The organism is Anaeromyxobacter oryzae, from assembly GCF_023169945.1.
Taxonomy (GTDB): Bacteria; Myxococcota; Myxococcia; order Myxococcales; family Anaeromyxobacteraceae; genus Anaeromyxobacter; species Anaeromyxobacter oryzae.
In genome coordinates this window covers 2,903,342-2,925,800 of sequence record NZ_AP025591.1, presented here as the reverse complement: position 1 = coordinate 2,925,800, position 22,459 = coordinate 2,903,342, and the positions used below count along the sequence as shown (strand labels likewise).

The 22,459-nt window shown below is 70.0% G+C and carries 23 protein-coding genes and 1 tRNA gene; 15 read left to right on the top strand and 9 right to left on the bottom strand.

Going from position 1 to position 22,459, the window contains the following annotated elements; translation table 11 throughout:
* Nucleotides 1–684: 684 nt before the first annotated feature.
* The 8 genes from AMOR_RS12695 to dnaA all read right to left on the bottom strand — a co-directional run bounded on the left by AMOR_RS12695 (nt 685) and on the right by dnaA (nt 9,927).
* On the bottom strand, nt 685–1,491 hold the full coding sequence (locus tag AMOR_RS12695) for a hypothetical protein (protein WP_248361603.1): 807 nt from the start codon (nt 1,489–1,491) through the stop codon (nt 685–687).
* A 47-nt stretch (nt 1,492–1,538) separates the two neighbouring features.
* On the bottom strand, nt 1,539–2,060 hold the full coding sequence (locus AMOR_RS12690; protein ID WP_248361602.1) for an archaemetzincin: 522 nt from the start codon (nt 2,058–2,060) through the stop codon (nt 1,539–1,541).
* A gap of 50 nt (nt 2,061–2,110) precedes the next feature.
* Nucleotides 2,111–2,184 (bottom strand) — tRNA-Gln (locus tag AMOR_RS12685).
* Between the two features lie 106 nt (nt 2,185–2,290).
* Entirely contained in the window at nt 2,291–3,286 is a 996-nt protein-coding gene (locus AMOR_RS12680) for a 3-oxoacyl-ACP synthase III family protein (RefSeq protein WP_248361600.1), read from the bottom strand.
* 47 nt (nt 3,287–3,333) lie between these two features.
* On the bottom strand, nt 3,334–5,721 hold the full coding sequence (gyrB, locus tag AMOR_RS12675; RefSeq protein ID WP_248362509.1) for a DNA topoisomerase (ATP-hydrolyzing) subunit B: 2,388 nt from the start codon (nt 5,719–5,721) through the stop codon (nt 3,334–3,336).
* A gap of 187 nt (nt 5,722–5,908) precedes the next feature.
* Complete coding sequence (gene recF / locus AMOR_RS12670; RefSeq protein ID WP_248361598.1) at nt 5,909–7,018, bottom strand: DNA replication/repair protein RecF; 1,110 nt, start codon at nt 7,016–7,018, stop codon at nt 5,909–5,911.
* A 13-nt stretch (nt 7,019–7,031) separates the two neighbouring features.
* Complete coding sequence (dnaN, locus tag AMOR_RS12665) at nt 7,032–8,159, bottom strand: DNA polymerase III subunit beta (RefSeq protein WP_248361596.1); 1,128 nt, start codon at nt 8,157–8,159, stop codon at nt 7,032–7,034.
* A gap of 361 nt (nt 8,160–8,520) precedes the next feature.
* The gene (gene dnaA, locus AMOR_RS12660) at nt 8,521–9,927 is read right to left on the bottom strand and encodes a chromosomal replication initiator protein DnaA (RefSeq protein ID WP_248361593.1); all 1,407 of its coding nucleotides are present in this window, start codon (nt 9,925–9,927) and stop codon (nt 8,521–8,523) included.
* Nucleotides 9,928–10,220: 293 nt separating this feature from the next.
* On the opposite strand from dnaA, the gene rpmH reads away from it, so the two are divergent.
* The 10 genes from rpmH to AMOR_RS12610 all read left to right on the top strand — a co-directional run bounded on the left by rpmH (nt 10,221) and on the right by AMOR_RS12610 (nt 16,826).
* Nucleotides 10,221–10,370, top strand: a complete 150-nt coding sequence (gene rpmH, locus AMOR_RS12655; RefSeq protein WP_248361590.1) for a 50S ribosomal protein L34 — start codon at nt 10,221–10,223, stop codon at nt 10,368–10,370.
* Nucleotides 10,371–10,379: 9 nt separating this feature from the next.
* On the top strand, nt 10,380–10,727 hold the full coding sequence (gene rnpA / locus AMOR_RS12650) for a ribonuclease P protein component (protein ID WP_248361588.1): 348 nt from the start codon (nt 10,380–10,382) through the stop codon (nt 10,725–10,727).
* The gene (yidD, locus tag AMOR_RS12645) at nt 10,724–10,957 is read left to right on the top strand and encodes a membrane protein insertion efficiency factor YidD (RefSeq protein WP_248361586.1); all 234 of its coding nucleotides are present in this window, start codon (nt 10,724–10,726) and stop codon (nt 10,955–10,957) included. Before rnpA ends, yidD begins: the two co-directional genes overlap by 4 nt.
* A gap of 4 nt (nt 10,958–10,961) precedes the next feature.
* The gene (gene yidC / locus AMOR_RS12640; protein WP_248361585.1) at nt 10,962–12,599 is read left to right on the top strand and encodes a membrane protein insertase YidC; all 1,638 of its coding nucleotides are present in this window, start codon (nt 10,962–10,964) and stop codon (nt 12,597–12,599) included.
* 12 nt (nt 12,600–12,611) lie between these two features.
* Nucleotides 12,612–13,112: a Jag family protein gene (locus AMOR_RS12635; protein ID WP_248361584.1), complete on the top strand. Its 501-nt coding sequence runs from the start codon at nt 12,612–12,614 to the stop codon at nt 13,110–13,112.
* A 5-nt stretch (nt 13,113–13,117) separates the two neighbouring features.
* Nucleotides 13,118–13,333, top strand: coding sequence for a hypothetical protein (locus AMOR_RS12630; RefSeq protein WP_248361583.1), 216 nt, complete (start codon nt 13,118–13,120; stop codon nt 13,331–13,333).
* Nucleotides 13,334–13,351: 18 nt separating this feature from the next.
* The gene (rsmG, locus tag AMOR_RS12625; protein WP_248361581.1) at nt 13,352–13,999 is read left to right on the top strand and encodes a 16S rRNA (guanine(527)-N(7))-methyltransferase RsmG; all 648 of its coding nucleotides are present in this window, start codon (nt 13,352–13,354) and stop codon (nt 13,997–13,999) included.
* Between the two features lie 522 nt (nt 14,000–14,521).
* On the top strand, nt 14,522–15,301 hold the full coding sequence (locus AMOR_RS12620; RefSeq protein ID WP_248361579.1) for a ParA family protein: 780 nt from the start codon (nt 14,522–14,524) through the stop codon (nt 15,299–15,301).
* A complete protein-coding gene (locus AMOR_RS12615) occupies nt 15,298–16,200 on the top strand; it encodes a ParB/RepB/Spo0J family partition protein (RefSeq protein WP_248361577.1) in 903 nt (300 codons plus the stop codon). The genes AMOR_RS12620 and AMOR_RS12615 overlap by 4 nt, the downstream gene beginning before the upstream one ends.
* 182 nt (nt 16,201–16,382) lie before the next feature.
* Complete coding sequence (locus AMOR_RS12610; RefSeq protein WP_248362507.1) at nt 16,383–16,826, top strand: bactofilin family protein; 444 nt, start codon at nt 16,383–16,385, stop codon at nt 16,824–16,826.
* Nucleotides 16,827–16,935: 109 nt separating this feature from the next.
* Here AMOR_RS12610 and AMOR_RS12605 read toward each other — a convergent pair whose 3' ends face one another.
* A complete protein-coding gene (locus AMOR_RS12605) occupies nt 16,936–17,352 on the bottom strand; it encodes an Hsp20/alpha crystallin family protein (protein WP_248361575.1) in 417 nt (138 codons plus the stop codon).
* 165 nt (nt 17,353–17,517) lie between these two features.
* On the opposite strand from AMOR_RS12605, the gene atpH reads away from it, so the two are divergent.
* The 5 genes from atpH to AMOR_RS12580 are packed head-to-tail and all read left to right on the top strand — an operon-like array spanning nt 17,518 to nt 22,412.
* On the top strand, nt 17,518–18,057 hold the full coding sequence (atpH, locus tag AMOR_RS12600; protein ID WP_248361573.1) for an ATP synthase F1 subunit delta: 540 nt from the start codon (nt 17,518–17,520) through the stop codon (nt 18,055–18,057).
* A 50-nt stretch (nt 18,058–18,107) separates the two neighbouring features.
* Nucleotides 18,108–19,640, top strand: coding sequence for a F0F1 ATP synthase subunit alpha (gene atpA / locus AMOR_RS12595; RefSeq protein ID WP_248361571.1), 1,533 nt, complete (start codon nt 18,108–18,110; stop codon nt 19,638–19,640).
* 28 nt (nt 19,641–19,668) lie between these two features.
* Entirely contained in the window at nt 19,669–20,544 is an 876-nt protein-coding gene (gene atpG / locus AMOR_RS12590; protein WP_248361569.1) for an ATP synthase F1 subunit gamma, read from the top strand.
* A gap of 17 nt (nt 20,545–20,561) precedes the next feature.
* On the top strand, nt 20,562–22,010 hold the full coding sequence (atpD, locus tag AMOR_RS12585) for a F0F1 ATP synthase subunit beta (RefSeq protein ID WP_248361567.1): 1,449 nt from the start codon (nt 20,562–20,564) through the stop codon (nt 22,008–22,010).
* Nucleotides 22,011–22,013: 3 nt separating this feature from the next.
* Nucleotides 22,014–22,412 (top strand): F0F1 ATP synthase subunit epsilon, encoded by a 399-nt coding sequence (locus AMOR_RS12580; RefSeq protein WP_248361565.1) that lies wholly within the window; start codon nt 22,014–22,016, stop codon nt 22,410–22,412.
* Nucleotides 22,413–22,459: the final 47 nt, after the last annotated feature.

Genomic DNA, 22,459 nt, shown 5'->3' with positions numbered 1-22,459 from the left:
GTCCTCCGTTCACGGTGAGTGGCGAGTCCCCTCACACTGGCCCTCGCCCCCGCTGCGCTGCGCGGGGGAGAGGGAGGGATCTGGTGTCGGGCGAAGAGGACCAGCGCGAGGTCGGCGTCGGCGTCCGAGCCCGGAGTCGGGCGCGTGGTCGAGTCGGGCCGGGATCGCGAACGCCAACAGGCGCCGCGCCAACAGTCGGGGAGGCCCCCTCGCCCGCGCGCAGCCGCGTCGCTGCGTACGGACCCGATCGACAGTACTTCAGCCGCGGTGCACGCGACGTGACACGCGAGCGCCCCACGGAACCATTCGCCTCGCGCGACGCACGCCACGCCCGGGCGCGAGCGTGGCGCGTCCGGGCGTGCCGCGGCCCCGCGCGCTTCGGCGCCCGATCGACCTACGGCGCCCGGTCGCGAGTTCCGCGGCGAGCACGGACGAGGGGGCCTCCACGCCGGCGCGGCGCCGTACCCCGGAGCGCCCGGCCCCCGTCGCCGGGCGGAAGTGAAAGTGAATGGGGGGGAGAGGGAAGGATCCAGGCCTGGCTCGCGGCGGCGACCGCGCGTCCTGGAAACCCCTCGCGCTCGCGTCCTCGCGTCAGTGAAAGGCGGCCGCTCCCGTGTCCTCTCGAGACCCGTGGCCCGGCGCGTCCGCGCGGACGCCGCCTCGGCGCGAGCCTCCAGGGCCTGCTCAGCTCCCGTGCGTCCCGGCCGCGGGGAACGCACGCGCGCACGCGTCGAGCCGGGCCCGGACCTCGTCCTCGAGCGCGTCCAGATCGTTCCCGGATCGCGGATCGGCACCGACGCAGGTGAGGATCGTGTCGTACGGGGACGAGGCCCGGCCGAGCGCCTCGTAGTCGATCCGGCGCGGGACCTCGCCGCCGTCCGTGCCCGGCCGGAAGGCCCCGAAGAGCCCGTCCGATCCGGGCGCGAGCTCCTCCTTGAGCGCGAGGAGCCTCCGGAGCGCTGCCTTGAACGGCGCGTGATCCAGGTGCCGGAGCAGCACCGTCGCGCCGGTCCGCGCCGCGACGCCCTCCAGCGCGGCGCGGAGGAACGGCACGTCGGTGACGACGAGGCCGTACAGGTGGAAGTCGCCGGTCGCCGCCGACGCGATCTCCGCTTCCTCCTCGGTGAGCCAGGCGTGGCTCGGACAGAGGAACGCGTCGCAGGTGAGGACGTCGTAGACCCCGCAGTCGCGGAGGTCGGGGCCGCCCGTCGCCTTCGGGTGGGCGAGGCAGCCGATCCGGGTCTCGGCCGCGTCGAGGAAGCCGAGGAGCGGGCAGATCCGGACGGAGGGGAAGAGCGGCGCGGGCCCCGACGCGGCGAGCGCGCGGGCCGCGGCGCCGAAGGCCTCCGGCGTGCGCGGCACGCCCGCGAGCGCGCGCGTGCGCCGGGAGAGCTCGGCGCGGATCGCGGTCCGGGAGAGATCCTCGCGGTTGTAGAGCCCGCAGCAGGCGCCGCAGCTCGTCGTCCGGCGCTGGCACAGGTTGATGGGCATCGGCGTGAGCGAGGGCGCGCCGCGCGGGACCGGCGGGTCGCGCGCTCCTACGAGAGCCCCAGCGCCGCGCGGCAGGCCGCGCACAGCCCCGGCCCCTTCCGGTCCGAGTCGGCCGCGTCCTCCGACAGGAACATCGCGCACCGGAAGTCGCTGCAGTGCGAGAGCCCGAGCAGGTGACCGGCGGCGTGGACCGCCTCCACCTGCGCCCGGCGGCGGATCACCGGCACGTCGGGCGAGCCGAGGCGGAAGAGCGAGAAGATGGCCGAGCCCGCGTCGCGATCGGCGTCGCCGATCACGAAGCGGGCGTCGGGGAGGAAGAGGTCCACTTCGGCGATGCCGACGACGGGCGCGCCGCCCGCGCCCCCGCGGAGCGACGAGAGGCGCCGGAGGATCGCCGGCGTGTGGTACTGGGCGCGATCCTTGTTGAACGCGTACTCGGGGCGGTCGAGCGACGGGCCCGCGCGCGGCGAGACGGCGAGCACGTCCCGGAGCGCCTGCCCCGCCTCGGCGAGCACGCGGGGCGGGAGCGCGCCGAGCCCGACCAGCAGGATCTGCGTAGGCCTCGACAAGCTCTTCACCTCCGCGCGCTGGTTCACGGCCCGCTGCGCCGGCGAGGAGGTGGCTGAGGCGGAAGGATTCGAACCTTCATGAGCGGATCCAAAGTCCGCGGTCCTGCCATTAGACGACGCCTCAGAACCGTTGCGAGACACGGAGCGACCTGCCTCCCGAGAAACGCGTGCGCTCCCCCTGCGCGTTGCTTCCCGAGCGGGCCCCTCACCCGCTGACGGAGATCAAGCGCCTACCAGCGTACCAGGGCGCTCGCCCAAGTAAAGCCGGCCCCGAACGCGCACAGACCCACGAGGTCGCCCCGCTGGATGCCCCTCTCCTCGACGGCCTCCGCGAGCGCGATCGGAATCGAGGCGGCGGTGGTGTTCCCGTACTTCTGGATGTTGTTGAACACCTGGTCGTCGCGGAGCTCGAGCGACCGCTGCACCATCTGGGCGATCCGGAGGTTCGCCTGGTGCGGGATCAGGATCTTCAGGTCCTTCGGCTCGAGCCCGCTCTTCGCGAGCGCCTCCCGGAGCACCTCGGGCATCCGGACGATCGCGTTCTTGAAGACCCTCTGCCCTTCCATCCGCGGGTAGACGCTCCCGTCCTCGATCATCCGGGCCTGCACGCGCGGATGGTACTTCGACCCGGGCGCCTCGCAGGACAGCTCCGCCGTGTACCGCCCGTCGGCGTGGAGGTGGCAGGAGAGGACGCCGCGGTCCGGATCGTCGGTCGCCTCGAGGAGGGCGGCGCCCGCGCCGTCGCCGAAGATCACCGCCACGTCGCGTCCGCGCGTGGACACGTCGAGCCCGGTCGAGTGGATCTCCGAGCCGACGAGGAGGACCCGCCGGTACATCCCGATCCGGATCCAGGCGTCGGCGACCGCGAGGCCGTAGACGAACCCGGAGCACTGGTTGCGGATGTCGATGGCGGGGACGCCGGGGATCCCGAGCTTCGCGTTCAGGTAGCAGCCGTCGCCGGGGAACATGTGATCCGGCGAGAGCGACGCGTAGACGATCGCCTCGACGTCCTTCGGCTGCCAGCCCGCCTTCGCGAGCGCCTTCTTGGTCGCCTCGTAGGCGAGGTCCGAGTTCTCGGTCCCCTCGCGCACCCAGCGCCGCTCGCGGATCCCGGTCCGCTCCTGGATCCAGGCGTCCGAGGTCTCCATCACCTTCGTGAGGTCGTCGTTCGTGACGACGCGGTCCGGCACGTGCGCGGCGACGGCGGCGAAGGCGGCGCGGGGCATGGTTCGTTCCTTTCCTGCGATCGGCCGTCCGCTCCTCGGCGAGCGTCTCAGATGTCGAGGTTCTGGACGTCGAGCGCGTGCTTCTCGATGAACTCGCGGCGCGGCTCCACCGCGTCGCCCATCAGGATGGAGAACACCTCGTCGGCCTCGACGGTGTCGTCGACGCGGACCTGCAGCATCGTCCGGCGCGCCGGGTCCATCGTGGTCTCCCAGAGCTGCTCGGGGTTCATCTCGCCGAGGCCCTTGTACCGCTGGATGACCTGGCCCTGGGCGGCGGCCTTCTTGAGCGCCTCGACGGCGGCGAAGACGTCGTCGACCTCCTCGGTGCCCTCGGGCGTCTCGAGCTTGTACGGGCCGGGGCCGATCTCCGCGAGCGCGGCGTGGAGGGCGGCGAGCTCGCCCCACTCCGGGCCGGAGAGGTAGTCGAAGTCGAGCTTCGTGTCGCGCGGCGCCCCCGCCATGGTGGTCTGGTACACGAGCGCGTCGCAGCCGTGCTCCTCGTCCCGCTCGATCTTCGCGATGCGGACCTCGAGCTCGGGGTGGAGCTTCTGCGCCTTGTCGAAGATCTTCTGGACCTGCTCCTTCACCTGCTCGTGGTGCTTCAGGAGCTCGAGGTCGAGGTCACCGAGCTGGATCGCCGCGTCGATGATCCGGCTGTCGCGGCGCCGGTCGGCGCGGGCGAGGAGGGCCCGGTACGCGATGGCGTCGCGGGCGAGCCGCGCGAGGTCCTTCGCCTCGAGGACGAGGTCGCCGCTCGTGAGCTTCGCCCGATCGGTGCCGAGGGCGAGGAGGAACTCGTCGAGCGCCTCCTGGTCCTTCATGTAGCTCTCCTTCTTCCCCTTCGCGACCCGGTAGAGGGGCGGCTGCGCGATGTAGAGGTAGCCCTTCTCGACCACCTCCGGCATCTGCCGGAAGAAGAAGGTGAGGAGCAGCGTGCGGATGTGGCTCCCGTCCACGTCCGCGTCCGTCATGATCACGATCTTGTGGTAGCGGATCTTCTCGATGTCGTACTCCTCGGGGCCGATCCCGGTCCCGAGGGCGGTGATCATCGTCGCGATCTCCGCCGACGACAGCATCTTGTCGAAGCGCGCCTTCTCGACGTTCAGGATCTTGCCGCGGAGCGGGAGGATCGCTTGCGTGCGCCGGTCGCGCCCCTGCTTCGCGGAGCCGCCTGCGGAGTCGCCCTCCACGATGAAGATCTCGGACTCCTTCGGGTCGCGCGACTGACAGTCGGCGAGCTTGCCGGGGAGCGAGGCGCCGTCGAGGGCGCCCTTGCGGCGGACCGTCTCGCGCGCCTTCCGCGCCGCGATCCGGGCCCGCGCCGCCTCGGCGACCTTCCCGCAGATCCGCTTCGCGACGTTGGGGTTCTCCTCGAGGAACGCGCCGAGCCGCTCGTTGAGCATGGTCTCGACCATGCTCTTCGCCTCGGTGTTCGAGAGCTTCGTCTTGGTCTGGCCCTCGAAGCTCGCGCCCGGCAGGCGGATCGAGATGACCGCCGCGAGCCCCTCGCGCATGTCGTCGCCCGAGGGCAGCTCCTCCTTGAGGTCCTTGAAGAGGTTGTTCTTCTGCCCGTACGCGTTGATGGTCCGGGTGAGCGCGGTCTTGAAGCCGATGAGGTGGGTGCCGCCCTCGTGGTTGTGGATGTTGTTCGCGAAGGCGAAGACCTTCTCGTCGTAGCCGTCGTTCCACTGGAGGGCGATCTCGACGAGCGCCGTGCCGCGCTCGGTCTCGACCTCCTGGCGGAGCGCGATGGGCGGCTCGAAGAGCGGGACGCGGGCCTTGTTGAGGAACGCGACGAACTCGCGGATGCCGTCCTTGAAGAGGAACTCGTGCTTCTTGCCGGTCCGCTCGTCCTCGACGGTGATCTTGAGGCCGGCGTTCAGGAACGCGAGCTCACGGAGGCGCCCGGAGAGCGTCTCGAAGGAGAACTCGGTGATCTCGAAGATCGTCGCGTCCGGCTTGAAGGTGATCTTCGTGCCGCGGCGCTGCGTCTCGCCGATCGCGGTCACCTTGCCCGCCGGGTTGCCGCGCTCGTAGCGCTGCGCCCAGACCTTGCCCTCGCGGTAGACCTCGGCCTTCAGCCACTCGGAGAGCGCGTTCACGCACGTGACGCCCACGCCGTGGAGGCCGCCCGAGACCTTGTACGCGTTGGACTCGAACTTGCCGCCGGCGTGGAGCTTCGTGAGCACCACGTCGAGCGTGTCCATGCCCTTCACGGTGGGATGAGGGCCGATCGGGATGCCCGATCCGTTGTCGATCACGGTGATCGAGTTGTCGGCGTGGATCGAGACGTTGATCTCGTTCGCCCGCCCGGCCATCGCCTCGTCGACCGAGTTGTCGACGACCTCGTACACGAGGTGGTGGAGCCCGCGCTCGCCCACGTCGCCGATGTACATGTGCGGGCGCTTGCGGACGGCCTCGAGCCCCTCGAGCACCTTGATCGCGTCGGTCCCGTACTCCTCGCCCTCGGGCTTCGGCGGGGGCAGGCTCTTCTCGGCGGTTTCCAGGGGGGCCTCGCTCACGTTTCCGGAAGGGTTCTCGCGGGTTAACGAACGGTTGGATATAGCAGGCGCGGGTCCCCGGGGCAACGAGACAGTTCAACACCGAAGCCCCGGGTTTCATTCAAGAAACGAGCGCGGTGACGACCCCTTTCTCCACCCTGTAAAAGGCCGTGTCCGGGCCGGCCGCCGGGTCGAGGAGCCGGCGGTCGGTGGTGGTGAGGAAAGCCTGCGCCGCGAGCCCTCCCAGGTAGGCGAGCAGGTACCGGTTCTTGGCGGGATCGAGCTCGGACGACACGTCGTCGAGCAGGAGGAGCGGCGGGCGCCCCAGCGCCGCCCGCAGGTTCTCGATCTCGGCGATCTTGAGGGCGAGGACGAGCGCGCGCTGCTGGCCCTGGCTCCCGAAGAGCTTCGCCCCCTTGCCGTCGAGGGCGAGGGTGAGCTCGTCGGCGTGCGGGCCCGCCGAGGTGAAGCCCTTCTCGCGGTCGCGCTCGAGGCGCTGCCCGAGGATCCCGGAGAGCCCCGCCGCGATCTCCGCCTCCGTTCCGTCGATGCGGACGCCGTGCGCCGGCCGGTACGCGAACCGCACCTCGGGCGCGCCCGGACCGGAGATCTCGGCGAAGGCGACCTGCACGCGCGGCGCGAGCTCCAGGACGAGCTCGCGGCGGCGGACCAGGAGGCGCGCCGCGGCGCGGACGAGCGGCCCGCGGAAGCTCTCCTCCACCTCCGCCGTCCCGGTGCGCAGCGCGGCGTTCCTCGCCCGGAGCGCCCGCACGTAGTCGCGCGCCTCGGCGAGCACCGCCGGCCACCGGTTGAACGCGGCCCGGTCGAGGAAGCGCCGGCGCCCGTCCGGCCCGCCCTTCACGAGGAGGAGGTCGTCCGGCGCGAAGCAGACCGCCGCGAGCCCCTCGAAGTACGAGTCGAGCTTCTCCTGGGGCTTCCCGTCGAGGAGCGCGGTCCTGCCGCCGGGCTCGACCCGGACCGCGACCCGACGTACGCCGCCCGGGCCGTCGAAGTCGCCCGCGACCTGGGCGTGCGCGGCGCCGAACCGGACGAGCTCCTGCAGGCGCGAGGCGCGGAGCGGCTTCAGGGTCGCGAGGAAGTAGACGGCCTCGAGGAGGTTCGTCTTCCCCTGGCCGTTCTCGCCCACGAGGATGGTCGCTCGCGGCGACGGCGCGAGCTCCACCGCCGCGAGGTTCCGGAAGTCCTGGACGTGGAGCGAGAGGAGCCGCAACGGTTCCTGCGTCTCAGATCCGCATCGGCATCACGACCGCGGTGAAGCCCTTGTCCTCCTCGCCGGCGCCCTTCATGACGCCCGGCGAGAGGTCGTCGGCGAGCTCGAGCACGACGTCCTGGGACTTCACCACCGCGAGGACCTCCATGAGGTACCGCGCGTTGAAGCCGATCTTGAGGGGCTCGCCGGCGTAGTCGACCGGGACCTCCTCCTTCGCCTCGCCGAGGTCCGGGTTCTGCGACTGCACGCGGAGCACGCCCTTGCCGAGCTCGAGCTTCACCGCGTGCGCCTTGTCGGAGGAGAGGAGCGAGATGCGGCGGAGCGTCTCGAGGAGGCGGGCGCGGCCGACCTTCACGATCTTCTCGCCCTGCTTCGGGATGACCTGCTTGTAGTCGGGGAAGAGCCCCTCGATGAGCCGCATCACGAGGACGACCCCGGGACGCCGGAAGATGGCGCTGTTCTCGACGAACCCGAGCTTCGCCTCCGGCTTCTCCTCGCCGGACTCGGCCGCCTCGGAGAGAAGCTTCCTGAGCTCCTGGAGCCCCTTCTTCGGGAGGATCACGCCGCGCTTCAGGCCGAAGGTGGCGTCGAGCTGCTTCTCCGCGAGCGAGAGTCGGTGTCCGTCGGTCGCGACGAGGCGGAGCGCCTCGGCGGAGGGCTCGAAGTAGACGCCGTTGAGGTTGTAGCGGGTCTCGTCCGTCGAGACGGCGAAGGAGGTCCGCTCGATCATCTCGAGGAGCGCCGCGGGCGCGACGTCCGCGAACGGGACCTTGTCGAACTTGGGCAACGCCGGGAAGTCCTCGGCCGGCAGCCCGACGATCTTGAACTCGGAGGGGCCGCTCCGGACCTCGAGGTAGTTGTTCGAGGCCTTCTTGAGCGTGACGGTCTGCTCGGGCAGCGCCTTCACGATGTCGTAGAGGTGCCTGGCCGACACCGCCACGGCGCCCTCCTTCAGCACCTCGCACTTGTGCTCGGAGGAGACGGCGAGGTCGAGGTCGGTCGCGGAGACGATGAGGTCCGTCCCCTTCTTCGCCTCGAGGAGGACGTGGGAGAGGATCGGCATCGTGCTCTTCTTTTCCACGATGCCCTGCGAGCGGCCGAGCGCACGCGTGAGCTCGGAGACGCCGATCTTCAGTTCCATGGGAGATCCTCTTTATTCTTTGAATCGTCGCCGAAGCAGGGGCCGGGACGCTGTGGAAAAGAGGCCTTCGCGTTCGGATCCACTGACGTTTTCCCCCTGGATAAAACCGGGGATCCGCGCGGGTCGAGTTTGTGTAGCGCGGCGCGTGAAAGAGTGTCAACAGCCGCCCACACCCCGTCCCCAGCCGGAGCGACACGCGATCCACACGTGATCCACAACGTGCGGAGGCCGTCGATTCCCGCGTCGATCGGGCAGGTGGGAGAAGGACGCACCGGCAGCGAACGGGCGACGATCGGACGCGCCCGCCCGTCCGGCGCGGGCGAGGGGCGCCGGCGCTCGCGGACGAGGGCGGGAGCGGAGATCACGGGGCGAGCTTGCTCGTGAGCGCCCGGAGGGCGCCCTTCACGCCTTCGTCCGTCTCGCGGAGCGTGTTCACCCGCTCGATCGCCGAGATGACGGTGGTGTGGTCCTTCTTGTTGAACTTCTCGGCGATGGACTGGAGGGTCTCCTTCGCGAGCTCGCGGCAGAGCCACATCGCGACCTGGCGGGGCAGCGCGATCTTCTGCTCGCGCGAGGCGCTCGTGAGCTTCGCGACGGTGAGGCCGTAGTACCCCGCGACCTCCTCCTGGATCCGCTCGATGGACGGCCGGTAGCCCTCCGGCGGGATCACGTCGGAGAGGACGTCGCGCGCGAGCTGGATGGTGATGGGCTCGCTCTTCAGGGAGGCGAAGGCGGCGAGGCGCATGAGGGCGCCCTCGAGCTCGCGCACGTTCGACCGGATGTGCTGGGCGAGGAGCTGCGTCACCTCGTCCGGCAGGTCGATGGTCTCGACGTCCGCCTTCTTCTTGAGGATGGCGGCGCGCGTCTCGAACTCGGGCGCCTCGATCTGGACGCGCATCCCCCACTCGAAGCGGGAGCAGAGCCGCTCGTCGAGGCCCTTCAGCTCCTTCGGCGACCGATCGCTCGAGAGCACGATCTGGACGTGGTGATCGTGGAGCTCGTTGAACGTGTGGAAGAACTCCTCCGCGGTCTTGTCCTTGCCGGCGAGGAACTGCACGTCGTCGACGAGGAGGGCGGAGCACTCGCGGTACTTGCGGCGGAACTCGTCCATCGTGCCCTTCGAGAGGGCGGCGACGAAGTCGTTCGTGTAGCGCTCGGAGGAGACGATCGCGACGCGCCCGCCGCTCTTCTCGAGGATCGCGTGGGCGACCGCGTGGAGGAGGTGCGTCTTCCCGAGGCCGGAGTCGCCGTGCAGGAAGAGCGGGTTCCAGGTCCGGCCCGGGTTCGCCGCGACCGCCTGCGCCGCGGCGAAGGCGAAGTGGTTGGACGCGCCGACGACGAAGGTGTCGAACGCGTAGCGCGGGTTGGGGCGCGAGTCGCGCGGGTCGATGGGCCCGCCGTCGGTGCGGGGAAGGGGGACCGGGGTCAGCGCGGGCGTCGAGGAGGGCGTGAGCGCGGGCGCGGCGGCCGACGGGCTCGGCATCGGCCGGGGGGCGTCGTCGACGGCGAAGACGATCCGGATGCGCTCGCCGACGAGGGACGGCACGCAGTCCTCGAAGAGCGAGCGGTAGTGATCCTCGACGAAGTCCCGGTGGAAGCGATCCGGGGCGCCGATCTGGAGCCGTCCGTCACCGAGCGCGATGGGCCGCAGCGGCGAGAACCAACGCTCGTACAGATCCTGGCGCAGCCGCGCGCGCAGGATCGAGTCGATCCGGGACCAGAGGTCATCGAGCGGCGTGAGCATCTTGGCGCTCGTGGGTGCGTCCATCCCTAGTCCCCCCCATCCCTCTCGAAGACAAAATGCCCCCCGACCATTCTCTCGCCTGGGAGAGAGCGGCTTTCTCGCTGTTCGGGCTGCGAGGAGTCGGACGGGCCCGTGATGCGTGAGGGCGGAAACTAGCGAAGGTCGGCTCGGAGGATCAAGGCCGTCTTCGATCACTCGCGAAAGGACGGACTTTTCCGGTGACGCCCGAGAGGCGGATCTCGAACGAGACCGGGTCGGACCTCCGAAGTGTGCGTAAACCTTGACATCCGTGGCCTGATCGGTGAGGTTGCCGCGCCATGAAGCGGACTTATCAACCGAAGAAGAAGCGTAGGAATCGCACGCACGGCTTCCGGAAGCGGTCTCTGACGCCGGGCGGGCGCAACGTTCTCAAGCGGCGCCGGGCGAAGGGGCGCAAGCGCCTCACGACCAAGGCGCCGACGAAGTAGCCGATCGGAGTGAAGCTTTCGAAGGCGGCGCGGCTGCGGCGCCGCCGTGATTTTCTCCAGGTCCAGCAGCGCGGCAGGCGGCTCTTCTCCGGGGACGTGCTCGTCGTAGCGCGCGACTCTGGAGGAGCCCGGCCGCGGATCGGGATCACGGTGTCATCGAAGGTCGGAAACGCGGTCGAGCGCAACCGGGTGAAGCGCTGGGTCCGAGAGGCCTGGCGTTCCCTGGGCGGCGATCTCCCCGCGGTCGACCTCGTCGTGATCGCGAGGCCCTCCGCCCGCACCATGGGGCTCGAGGGCGCGCGCCAGGCGCTGCTCGCCGCGCGCGCCGCGCTCTCTCCACCGGGAGGCCGCGGGTGATCCGCCGGGCGCTCGTTCTCCTCGTGCGCCTCTACCAGCGGCTCGTCTCGCCGCTCCTCCCACCCGCCTGCCGCTTCTATCCGAGCTGCTCGGCCTACGCCGTGACCGCGCTCGAGCGGCACGGCGCGGTGCGCGGCTCCTGGCTCACGCTCCGGCGACTTTGCCGGTGCCATCCGTTCCATCCGGGAGGGGTCGATCCCGTCCCCGAGATGATGACCCGAAAGAGGTAGACCCTTGGGAGCTGATACCCGCCGCCTGATCATCGCGATGGTCCTCATGACGGCGCTCGTGGCCGTCTGGTCCTTCCTGCAGCCGAAGCAGAAGCCGCAGCCGCCGAAGCCCGCAGCCTCCGCGGAGACGCAGGCGAAGCAGGAGCCGGCCGCGCCGAGCGCGCCGAGCGCACCGGCCGCGCCCGCGCCCGCGCCGGTCCCCGACGCGCCTGAGGAGGTCGTCGCGTTGAACGGCGACGGCTTCCGCGCGACGCTCACCTCGCACGGCGGCGCGCTCAAGCACCTCGTGCTCGAGGGCTCGAAGTACCAGCGCGGAGAGCACGGCAAGGAGGAGCCGATCGACCTCGTGCACGTGGCCGGCGGCGAGCCCTACCCGCTCTCCGTCGTCGCCTCGCCCGAGCTCGGCGGCGCGAAGGACGCGCTGACCGATCCCGCGGCGCGTGCGCCGATGCGGATCGTCTCGCGAGACGCGAAGTCGGTGGTGTTCGAGGGCCGCGCGGGCGCGCTCACCGTCAGGAAGACCTTCCGCCTGACCGGCAAGCCGTTCGAGCTCGCGTTCGACGTCGAGGCGACCGGGGCCCAGGGCGCCGGCGCGCTCACGATCCTCTACCCCGGGTTCATGCCGCCGACGACGAAGTCGGGTGGATTCTTCTCCGGGCCGCCGCTCGACTTCGTGCGCCCCATCTGCCGCGCCGGGACTGACACCGAGCGCTTCGACCTCTCCGGCGACAAGCCGCCCGCGACGGTCCCGGGCCAGGTCGCCTGGATGGGCATGGACCAGCATTACTTCGTCGCCGCGGTGCTGCCCGCCGAGCCGGTCGGGACCTGCGTGCTCGCCCGCGGGCAGCTCGCCGGCACCGGGGTCGCCGCGCTGTCCGTCCCGCTCGAGAACGGCGGCCGGGAGCTCTCGACCACGGTCTACGCCGGCCCGAAGGAGCTCGACACCCTCCGCAGCTACGGCCGCTCCTTCGACAGCGCCATCGACTACGGCGCGATGGCCCGCCCGTTCGCGCTCTTCGCGCGCGGGCTGCTCTACGTGATGCGGTGGCTCGAGGGGCTCGTCCGGAACTGGGGCGTCGCGATCATCCTCCTCACGCTGCTCGTGCGCATCGTCCTCTTCCCGCTCACGTACAAGTCGATGCAGTCGATGAACGAGATGCGGAAGCTGCAGCCCGAGGTCGAGAAGCTCAAGGCCAAGTTCGGCGACGACCGCGAGAAGCTGAACATGGCGACGATGCAGCTCTACCAGCAGCACAAGGTGAACCCGCTCGGCGGGTGCCTCCCGATGCTGCTGCAGATGCCGATCTGGTTCGCGCTCTACGCCGCGCTGCAGACCTCGGTCGAGCTGTACCGGGAGCGGTTCGTCTGGATCCAGGACCTCACCCTCAAGGATCCTTACTACGTGCTGCCGATCCTGATGGGCGCCTCGAGCTTCCTCACGCAGAAGCTCTCGCCGCAGCCGGCCGACAACGCGCAGGCGAAGATGATGCTCTACTTCTTCCCGGCGTTCTTCACGATCCTGATGCTGAACGTCCCGTCCGGCCTCACGCTCTACATCTTCGTGAACAACCTCGTCTCCATCATCCAGCAGCAGGTGATGATGCGGCGCCAGGCGCTGCCGGTGCCGGCCGTCAGCAAGTAACCGGAGGAGCCCATGGAAGACCGGAACGAAGGCGCGAGCGCGCCGCCCCCGCGGGAAGCGCCGGAGAAGGTCGAGAAGGCGAAGGCCTTCTGCGGGGAGCTGTTCCGGCGGCTCGGCGCGGAGGTCACCGTCGAGGTGAAGGAGACCCCGGAGGCGATCGGGGTTTCCCTCACGCCCGGCCCGGCGAACGCGGTCGAGCTGTCCTCCGCGCTCGTCGAGGCCGCGCAGTACCTCGTGAACCGGGTGGTGAACCCGCGCTCCGAGGGCCGGAAGTGGGTGAACCTCGACGTCGGCGGCTTCCGGGAGGAAGGCGACCCCGCCGTGAAGGCGATGGCCGAGCGGCTCGCCGAGAGCGCCAAGCGGATGGGCAAGGTGATCGCCATCGCGCCCATCAGCGCCCGCGAGCGCCGGCAGATCCACCTCGCGATGGTCGGCGTCGAGGGCGTCGCGACGCGGAGCGAGGGCGAGGGCATCTTCCGCCAGCTCCTCATCGTCCCGGCGAAGCGGAGCTAGGCGCCTTGGCGAAGCCGAAGACCAGGGCGGAGCGGCTCTTCTCCGCGGCGGTGCTCCGGCGCTCCTTCGAGCTGCAGGAGCCGCAGTACCAGGCGGGCTTCAAGTTCGTCTACGAGGGCGTCCTCCGCGATCTCGACCTCACCGACGACGAGGTCGCGACCTTTCTCGACGGCCACCGGCCCGAGGTCGAGGCGGCCATCGGCCGGAAGGACCGCGGTTAGTCTCCGCGGACGGCCGCGATGGACCGCGCCTTTCACGAGGCCCTGGCGCTCGGGATCGAGCGACTGCGGCTCCCCGTCGACGCCACCGCTCTCGCGCTTCTCGAGCGGTACGCCGACCGGCTCCTCGCCTGGAACCGGAAGGTGAACCTCACCGCAATCACCGACGCGGCGCAGGTCGCGGAGAAGCACCTCGTCGACAGCCTCGCGCTCCTGCCCGCGCTCGGCGGTGCCCGCACGCTGCTCGACGTCGGGAGCGGCGCCGGGATCCCCGGAGTCCCCCTCGCCTGCGCGCGGCGCGATCTCGCCGTCACCTGCTGCGACTCGGTGACGAAGAAGATCGCCTTCGTGAAGGCGGTCGCGGTGGAGCTCGGCGTCGACGTGCGGGGGGTGGTGGCGCGGGCCGAAGGGAAGCCGGAGGACGAGAGGCTTCCGCGCGCCGAGGCGGTCGTCTCGCGGGCGCTCGCAGATCCCGAGCGCTGGGTGCCGCTCGGAGCAGCCTACGTCGCGGAGGGCGGACTGCTCCTCGCGATGCTCGGGCGGGACGCGGACGAGGCCGCCCTCACCGCGCTCGGAGCGGCCCACGGGCTCGCCTTCGCCGGCCTCGACCGGTTCGAGCTGCCGCTGTCCCGGTCGGCCCGGGCGATCGCGCGCTGGCGCAAGCAGTAGACGGCAGGCCGGCTTCCGGTCGCCCCGGGCCTGCGAAGGCCTATCCCCGGGTCCGGTTCGTGGTTCGACCGGCACACCACGAGCGGATCGCGTCGACCGGCGCCTCTTCCCCGCCTGTTCCACGTGGAACACGGCCAGTCGTGGCGGCAGGCATCAGGCTTCCGTCAGCCCCCGAGCGTGGAGAGACCGGTTCGTCCCCGAGCCAGCCGAAGTCCACCGGTGGCGCCGCTCGAGATCCGGGCGCCTCGCCGGGCACCGTGAATTCTGGGACCCCCGTCCGCGCGCTGTTCCACGTGAAACACCGCCTGCCGGAACAGGCGGGCGGGTGGCGCGCGTTCCACGTGGAACATTGCCCCGAGCCCGGGCCCGCAGGCAGCGAACGTTCCACGTGGAACGTCCTGTCAGAGGGATCGGGCATCCTCCGCGCGCTCGCGGCCCGTAGCGGCCGCGGGTCACTCGGAACGGGGTCAAACGGTGCACGACACGTCGGCGGGGGGCTCGCCCCCCATGGAAGTGGAATCCATGAGCCGCATCCTCACCATCGCCAACCAGAAGGGCGGGGTCGGAAAGACCACCACCGCCGTGAACCTCGCCGCCTCGCTCGCGGCCGCCGAGCGGCGCACGCTCCTCATCGACGTCGACCCCCAGGGGAACGCCGGGAGCGCCCTCGGGATCCGCCGCGACGAATCCGAGAAGTCGATCTACGAGGTGCTCCTCGACGACCTCCCGCTCGGCGACGCGGTCCGGAAGACCGAGCTCAAGTTCCTCGATCTCGTTCCGGCGTCCCGCCACCTCGTCGGTGCGGAGCTCGAGCTCGCCGAGATCGACCGCCGCGAGTACCGGCTCAAGCAGGCGGTGGACTCGCTGGCGTCGTCGTACGAGTACGTCGTCATCGACTGCCCGCCCTCGCTCGGCCTCCTCACCCTGAACGGCCTGGTGGCGGCGCAGGGCGTGATGATCCCGCTCCAGTGCGAGTACTACGCGCTCGAGGGGCTCGCCGACGTCCTCAAGACCATCGAGCTCGTCCGCGCGAGCGCGAACCCCGGCCTCAAGGTCGACGGGATCGTCCTCACGATGTTCTCGCCGAACAACCTCTCGAACCAGGTGGCGGACGAGATCCGGAAGACCTTCTCGAAGCAGGTGTTCAACACGGTGATCCCGCGGAACGTCCGCCTCTCGGAGGCGCCGAGCCACGGGAAGCCGATCCTGCTCTACGACGTGTCGTCGAAGGGCTGTCAGAGCTACCTCGAGCTCGCCCGCGAGGTGACGAGCCGGTTCCGGCCGGCGGGAGGTGTCGCGTGACGATGGCCGAGAAGCGGAGGCCCGCGCTGGGCCGCGGGATGGCGGCCCTGCTCTCGAACGCGCCGCCGCCCCCGAGCGCGGCGCCCGTCGCGTCCGTCGCGCCCGCCATCCCCGGGCGGACGCTGCTCTCGCTGCCCATCGAGGCGATCGAGCGGAACCCGGAGCAGCCCCGCAAGCGCTTCGAGGAGCAGAAGCTCGAGGAGCTCGCCGCGTCGATCCGCGAGCACGGGATCGTCGAGCCGATCCTGGTCCGCAAGGACGGCGGCAAGTACCGGATCCTCGCCGGCGAGCGGCGCTGGCGCGCTGCGCAGCGCGCGGGCCTGAAGGAGGTCCCGGCGGTCCTCCGGGAGGCGACGGATCGCGAGGCGTTCGAGCTCGCCCTGGTCGAGAACCTCCAGCGCGCGGACCTGAACGCGATCGAGGAGGCTGAGGCGTACGACGTCCTCCTCTCCGACCACGGCCTGACGCAGGAGGAGATCGCGAAACGTGTCGGGAAGGAGCGCTCGACGGTCGCGAACGCCCTCCGGCTCCTGAAGCTCCCCGAGGAGGTCCGCGAGGCTGTGCGGGGTGGGCAGCTCGACATGGGCCACGCCCGGGCGCTCCTCGGGCTCGAGGACGTCGAGGCGATCCGGAAGGCAGCCCAGCGCGCGGTCCGGGAGGGGCTGTCGGTGCGCGCGACTGAGGCCTTGGTCCGGGGCCTGACCCAGAAGCCGGGGAAGAAGGGGCCGTCGGACGGAACGTCCGATACGCCTGCGATCCGGGACCTTTCGCATCGGCTCCAGCGTCGCCTCGGAGCACGCTGCCGCGTCGTCCCCAAGTCCGCGGTCGCCGGGAAGCTGGAGGTTGAATACACCTCGCTCGACGAACTCGACGGAATACTCGCCAAGATCGGAGCGTAACAGTAGGGTTCGCCGTCCCCAGACCCGGGGACAACGACCCTGGGGCAGTCAACCCCGGAAACCACCTGCGAGGAAGGATGTCCTTCTGGAGCAAGCTGCGGGATGAGGCGCCGAATCCCGGCGCGGACGCACCGGCAGCGCCCACGCCCAAGAAGCCATCTCGGAACGAGGAGCCCATTTCCATGGCGATGCTGAAGCGCGAAGAGCTGACCTCCGTCCCCACTGCCTCGGGCGATCTCAATGCCCTGCTCGGCCGCGGCTCGGAGTTCGAAGGCAAGCTGACGTTCGAAGGGACCGTCCGGATCGACGGCAAGTTCACCGGCAACATCGTGACCAACGACGTGCTGGTCGTCGGCGAGGGTGCCAAGATCTCTGCGGAGATCACCTGCGGCACGATCATCGTTCACGGTGAGATCACCGGGAACGTCCGCGCGAAGAACGCGGTCGAGCTGCATCACCCCGCGAAGATGCGCGGCAACCTCGAGACCCCCTCGCTCATGATCGAGAAGGGCGTGATCTTCGAGGGTCAGTGCAAGATGGAAGGCATGGAGAAGGGCGGGATCGAGAAGGGCGGCGCGTCGAAGCCCGCCCCGGCGCCCGGGCCCGTCGCCGCCGTCAAGTCGTAACGCGACGCGTCAGCGTCTGAATGCGAGAAGAGCGGGCGCCCGCGAGGGTGGCCCGCTCTTTCCTTTCCCGGTTCGGGGTTCACGAACCGCGCAGTCACCGAACGGCGCGCTAGGTGACCTTCACCTGGATCGCGCGCGGCTTCGCCTCGGCCTTCTTCGGCAGGTAGACGTTCAGGATCCCGTTCTTCGACTCGGCCTTGATCTTCTCGGGGTCGACGGTCGACGGGAGCGTGAACGAGCGCGTGAACGTGCCGTACTCGAGCTCTACGCGGTGGTAGTTCTCCCGCTTGTCCTCGCGCTCCAGCTTCCGCTCGCCCCGGAGCGTCAGCACGCCGTTCTCGAACCGGACATCCACGTCCTTCGGCTCGACGCCCGCGAGCTCGAACCGGAGCGTCACCCCGTCCTCGTCCTCGTAGATGTCGCAGGAGGGAGTCCAGCCGACCGACTCACCCGACCGATACAGCCGGTCGTCGAACAGGCGGCCCACCTCGTCCTGCAGCCGAGCCAGATCACGGAAAGGGTCCATTCGGGTCAGCATCGCCATGATTTTCGTCCTCCTTTTCAGCCCAGCGAACGTAAGGCGGGTTCGAGGGGTGTCAAAGACGGCCCCTGGAGCGCGTAAGTCCACGTAAGTCCGAGGGCATCGACCCTTGACCGGTATACCCACACCGTGCTACGGAGCGCGTCCCTTATGATCATGGGTTCCATTGCCCGCCGGTACGCCAAGGCCTTGTTCGCCCTGGCAGTTGAGATGGGTCGAGTCGAGCCGTGGAGCGACGCGCTCCTGGCCCTGAAGCAGGCCGTAGAGAGCTCGCCCGATCTCCGCGACGTTCTGTCCAACCCGGTCTACTCGCGCGAGCAGCGGCGGGCGATCGTCGAGAAGCTCGCGAGCGCGCTCCGCCTCGACGCCGAGCCGTCGAACCTGCTCTTCCTCCTCGGCGACCGGAACCGCCTCGCCTACCTGTCCGGGGTGGTCGACGCCTTCCGCGAGCTGGCCGACCAGCAGCTCGGCCGCGTGCGCGCGAAGGTCACCTCGGCGGTGCCCCTCGACGTCGGCACCGCGCAGGCGATCGCCGACAAGCTGTCGCAGGCCACGAAGGCGAAGGTCCTCCTCGATCGCGCGGTGGACCCGGCCCTCCTCGGCGGCGCCGTCGCTCAGGTCGGCAGCCTCGTCTACGACGGATCGGTCCGCACGCAGCTCGAGGACCTCCGCAAGACCTTGAAGCAGTAGCCCCTCTTCTTCACCAAGCGTTCAACGCAGCAGCCCCGGAGATTCGATCGATGGAAATCCGCGCCGACGAGATCAGCCGCATCATCCGCGAGCAGATCAAGGACTACGGGAAGAAGGTCGACGTCGCCGAGACCGGCACCGTCCTCAGCCAGGCCGACGGCGTGGCCCGCATCTACGGGCTCGCGGGCGCGGCGGCGGGCGAGCTGCTCGAGTTCCCCGGCGGCGTGCGCGGCCTCGTGCTGAACCTCGAGGAGGACAACGTCGGCGCCGCGATCATGGGCGAGTTCTCGCACATCCGCGAGGGCGACCCCGTGAAGCGGACGGGCAAGATCGCTGAGGTGCCGGTCGGCGAGGAGCTGCTCGGCCGCGTGGTCGACGGCCTCGGCAACCCCATCGACGGCCGCGGCCCGATCAACGCGAAGCAGACCCGCAAGATCGAGATCAAGGCCCCCGGCATCGTGAAGCGGAAGTCGGTGCACGAGCCGATGCAGACCGGCCTCAAGGCGATCGACGCGCTCGTTCCGATCGGCCGCGGTCAGCGCGAGCTCATCCTCGGCGACCGCCAGACGGGCAAGACGGCCGTCGCGATCGACACGATCATCAACAACAAGGGCAACAACCTCCACTGCTTCTACGTGGCCATCGGCCAGAAGCAGTCGACGGTCGCCCGCGTCGTCGACACGCTCAAGAAGTACGGCGCGATGGAGTACACCACCGTCATCGCGGCGAACGCGTCCGACCCCGCCCCGATGCAGTACCTCGCGCCGTACACCGGCGTGACGATGGCGGAGTACTTCCGCGATTCCGGCCGGCACGCGCTCATCATCTACGACGACCTCTCCAAGCAGGCCGTCGCGTACCGGCAGCTCTCGCTCCTCCTCCGCCGCCCGCCGGGCCGCGAGGCGTACCCGGGCGACGTGTTCTACCTCCACAGCCGCCTGCTCGAGCGCGCCGCGAAGCTCTCCGACAAGGAGGGCGCCGGGTCGCTCACCGCGCTCCCCATCATCGAGACGCAGGCCGGCGACGTGTCGGCGTACATCCCGACGAACGTCATCTCGATCACCGACGGCCAGATCTTCCTCGAGTCGAACCTCTTCTACCAGGGCGTCCGGCCGGCCATTAACGTCGGCATCTCGGTCTCCCGCGTCGGCGGCTCCGCGCAGATCAAGGCGATGAAGCAGGTCGCGGGCTCCCTCAAGCTCGACCTCGCCCAGTACCGCGAGCTCGCCGCCTTCGCCCAGTTCGGCTCCGACCTCGACAAGTCCACCCAGGAGACGCTCGCTCGCGGCGAGCGGCTCGTCGAGGTGCTCAAGCAGGGCCAGTACCAGCCGATGCCGGTCGAGAAGCAGGTCATCCAGATCTACGCCGCGACGCAGAAGGACGAGAACGGCCAGGGCTGGATCCGCGCGGTCCCGACCGAGCAGGTCGGCCGCTACATGAAGGAGCTCCTCGAGTTCCTCGACGCCCGCCACCCCGCGATCGCGAAGACGCTCGCGGAGAAGAAGGCGCTCGAGGACGGCATCAAGAAGGACCTGGACGGCGCGCTGCGGGAGTTCCGCGGCATCTTCCAGATCGAGGGTTAGCCGCCCGCGGTTCACCGGGAGTCCTCTAGTGCCTTCCCTTCGCGACATCCGAAACCGCATCGGCTCCGTCAAGTCGACGCGGCAGATCACCAAGGCCATGAAGATGGTGTCCGCGGCGAAGCTCCGCCGCGCCCAGGACGCCATCCTGAAGACCCGGCCGTACGCGCTGCTCCTCGAGCAGGCGCTCGGCCGCGTCGCGGCGCGCGCTGCCGCCGACGAGGCGGCGACGCACCCGCTCCTCGCGCCGCGCGTCGAGCGCCGGGCGGAGGTGGTGGTCGTCACGAGCGACCGCGGCCTCGCCGGCGGCTTCAACTCGAACATCTGCCGCCGCGTGCAGCGGTTCCTCGTCGAGAACGGCGACCGCTTCGAGGAGATCGCGCTCGCGACCATCGGCAAGAAGGGCCGCGAGTACTTCAAGGCTCGCAGGATCCACGCGAGGAAGGACTTCCCCGGCGTCACCGCGAACCTCCGCTACGAGCAGGCGGAGGGGATCGCCGTCGAGTACCAGGAGCGCTTCCTCTCGGGCGAGGTGGACGCGGTCTTCCTCGCCTACAACGAGTTCAAGAGCGCCATCTCGCAGAAGCCCGTCGTCGTCCAGCTCCTGCCGATCCAGACCGCCGCCGAGGCGGAGACGACCGGCGCGAGCATCGACTTCAAGTACGAGCCGTCCCGCGAGGCCCTCCTCGCGGACCTGCTCCCGCGCCACGTCGGCATGCAGGTGTGGCGCGCCCTCCTCGAGTCGGCGGCGTCGGAGCACGGCGCGCGCATGAGCGCGATGGAGTCGGCGACGAAGAACGCCGAGGAGATGATCGCGGCCCTCACCCTCCAGTACAACCGCGCGCGCCAGGCCTACGTGACGAAGGAGCTCATGGAGATCGTGAGCGGCGCCGAAGCGCTCAAGTAACGGTCTGAAAGGAAGACATGGCCACCGCTACGAACGTTCAGAACGGCAGGATCACCCAGGTCATCGGCCCCGTGGTCGACGTGGAGTTCCCGGCGGGCGCGCTGCCGGACATCTACACGGCGCTCGCGGTGACGAACCCCGGCGTCGACGAGCGCCAGGACAACCTCATCATCGAGGTCTCTCAGCACCTCGGCGAGAACACCGCGCGCTGCATCGCGATGGACTCGACCGAGGGTCTCGTCCGCGGCATGCCGGTGAAGAACACCGGCGCCCCCATCTCCGTGCCCGTGGGCAAGGAGGTGCTCGGCCGGATCCTGAATGTGGTCGGCGATCCCGTCGACGAGAAGGGCATCGTCGCCGCGACCCGGAAGTTCCCGATCCACCGCGCCGCCCCGACCCTCGTCGAGCAGAACGTGAAGATCGAGGCGTTCGAGACTGGCATCAAGGTCATCGACCTCCTCGCCCCGTACCTCCGCGGCGGCAAGATCGGCCTGTTCGGCGGCGCCGGCGTGGGCAAGACGGTTCTGCTGATGGAGCTCGTGAACAACGTCGCGAAGAAGCGCGGCGGCTTCTCGGTGTTCGCCGGCGTCGGCGAGCGGACGCGCGAGGGGAACGACCTCTACCACGAGATGATCGAGTCGGGCGTCATCAACAAGGACGACCTCTCGAAGAGCCAGTGCGTGCTGGTGTACGGGCAGATGAACGAGCCGCCCGGCGCCCGCGCGCGCGTCGCCCTCTCGGCCCTCGCCATCGCGGAGTACTTCCGCGACGAGGAGAACCGGGACATGCTCCTCTTCATCGACAACATCTTCCGGTTCACGCAGGCCGGCTCCGAGGTGTCCGCCCTCCTCGGCCGCATCCCCTCGGCCGTCGGTTACCAGCCGACGCTCTCGACGGAGATGGGCGAGCTGCAGGAGCGCATCACCTCCACGCAGAAGGGCGCCATCACGTCGGTGCAGGCGATCTACGTGCCCGCCGACGACCTCACCGACCCGGCCCCCGCGACCGCGTTCGCCCACCTCGACGCCACCACCGTGCTCAGCCGCAAGCTGACCGAGATCGGCATCTACCCGGCCGTCGACCCGCTCGACTCCACCTCGCGAATCCTCGACCCGCTCGTCGTCGGCGTCGAGCACTACACGGTCGCCCGCGCGGTCCAGGAGACCCTGCAGCGCTACAAGGACCTCCAGGACATCATCGCCATCCTCGGCATGGACGAGCTCTCCGAGGACGACAAGCTCACGGTCGCGCGCGCCCGCAAGATCCAGCGCTTCCTCTCGCAGCCCTTCACCGTCGCCCAGCAGTTCACCGGCAACCCGGGCAAGTACGTCGAGCTCAAGGACACGATCCGCGGCTTCAAGGAGATCGTGGACGGCAAGCACGACGACCTCCCGGAGCAGGCGTTCTACATGGTCGGCGGCATCGAGGAGGCGGTCGAGAAGGCGAAGAAGCTCGCCGCGGGGTAACCCATGCCGCTCAGCCTCGACATCGTCACGCCGGAGCGACGGGTCCTCTCGGTCACCACCGACGAGGTCCGCGCGCCCGGCGCGCTGGGCGGGTTCGGTATCCGCCTCAACCACGAGCCGTTCATGACCGCGCTCGAGCCGGGCCGGCTCACCTACCTCGAGGGCGGGCGCGAGCACCACTACGCCGTCGGCGGCGGGTTCCTGCAGGTCGCCGACAACAAGGTGATCGTGCTCGCGGACACCGCCGAGGCGGCCGGGGACATCGACGTCTCCCGCGCGCAGAAGGCGTTCGAGGACGCGCAGAACCGGCTCCTCAAGCTCACCGAGCAGGACGAGCACTACGCGACCGAGTCCGCGCGCGTGAAGCGGGCGACCGCCCGGCTCACCGTCGCCGGCAAGTAGCCGTCGGATCGCTTCGCAGAAACGCGGGGAGGGCGCTCCGGTGCCCT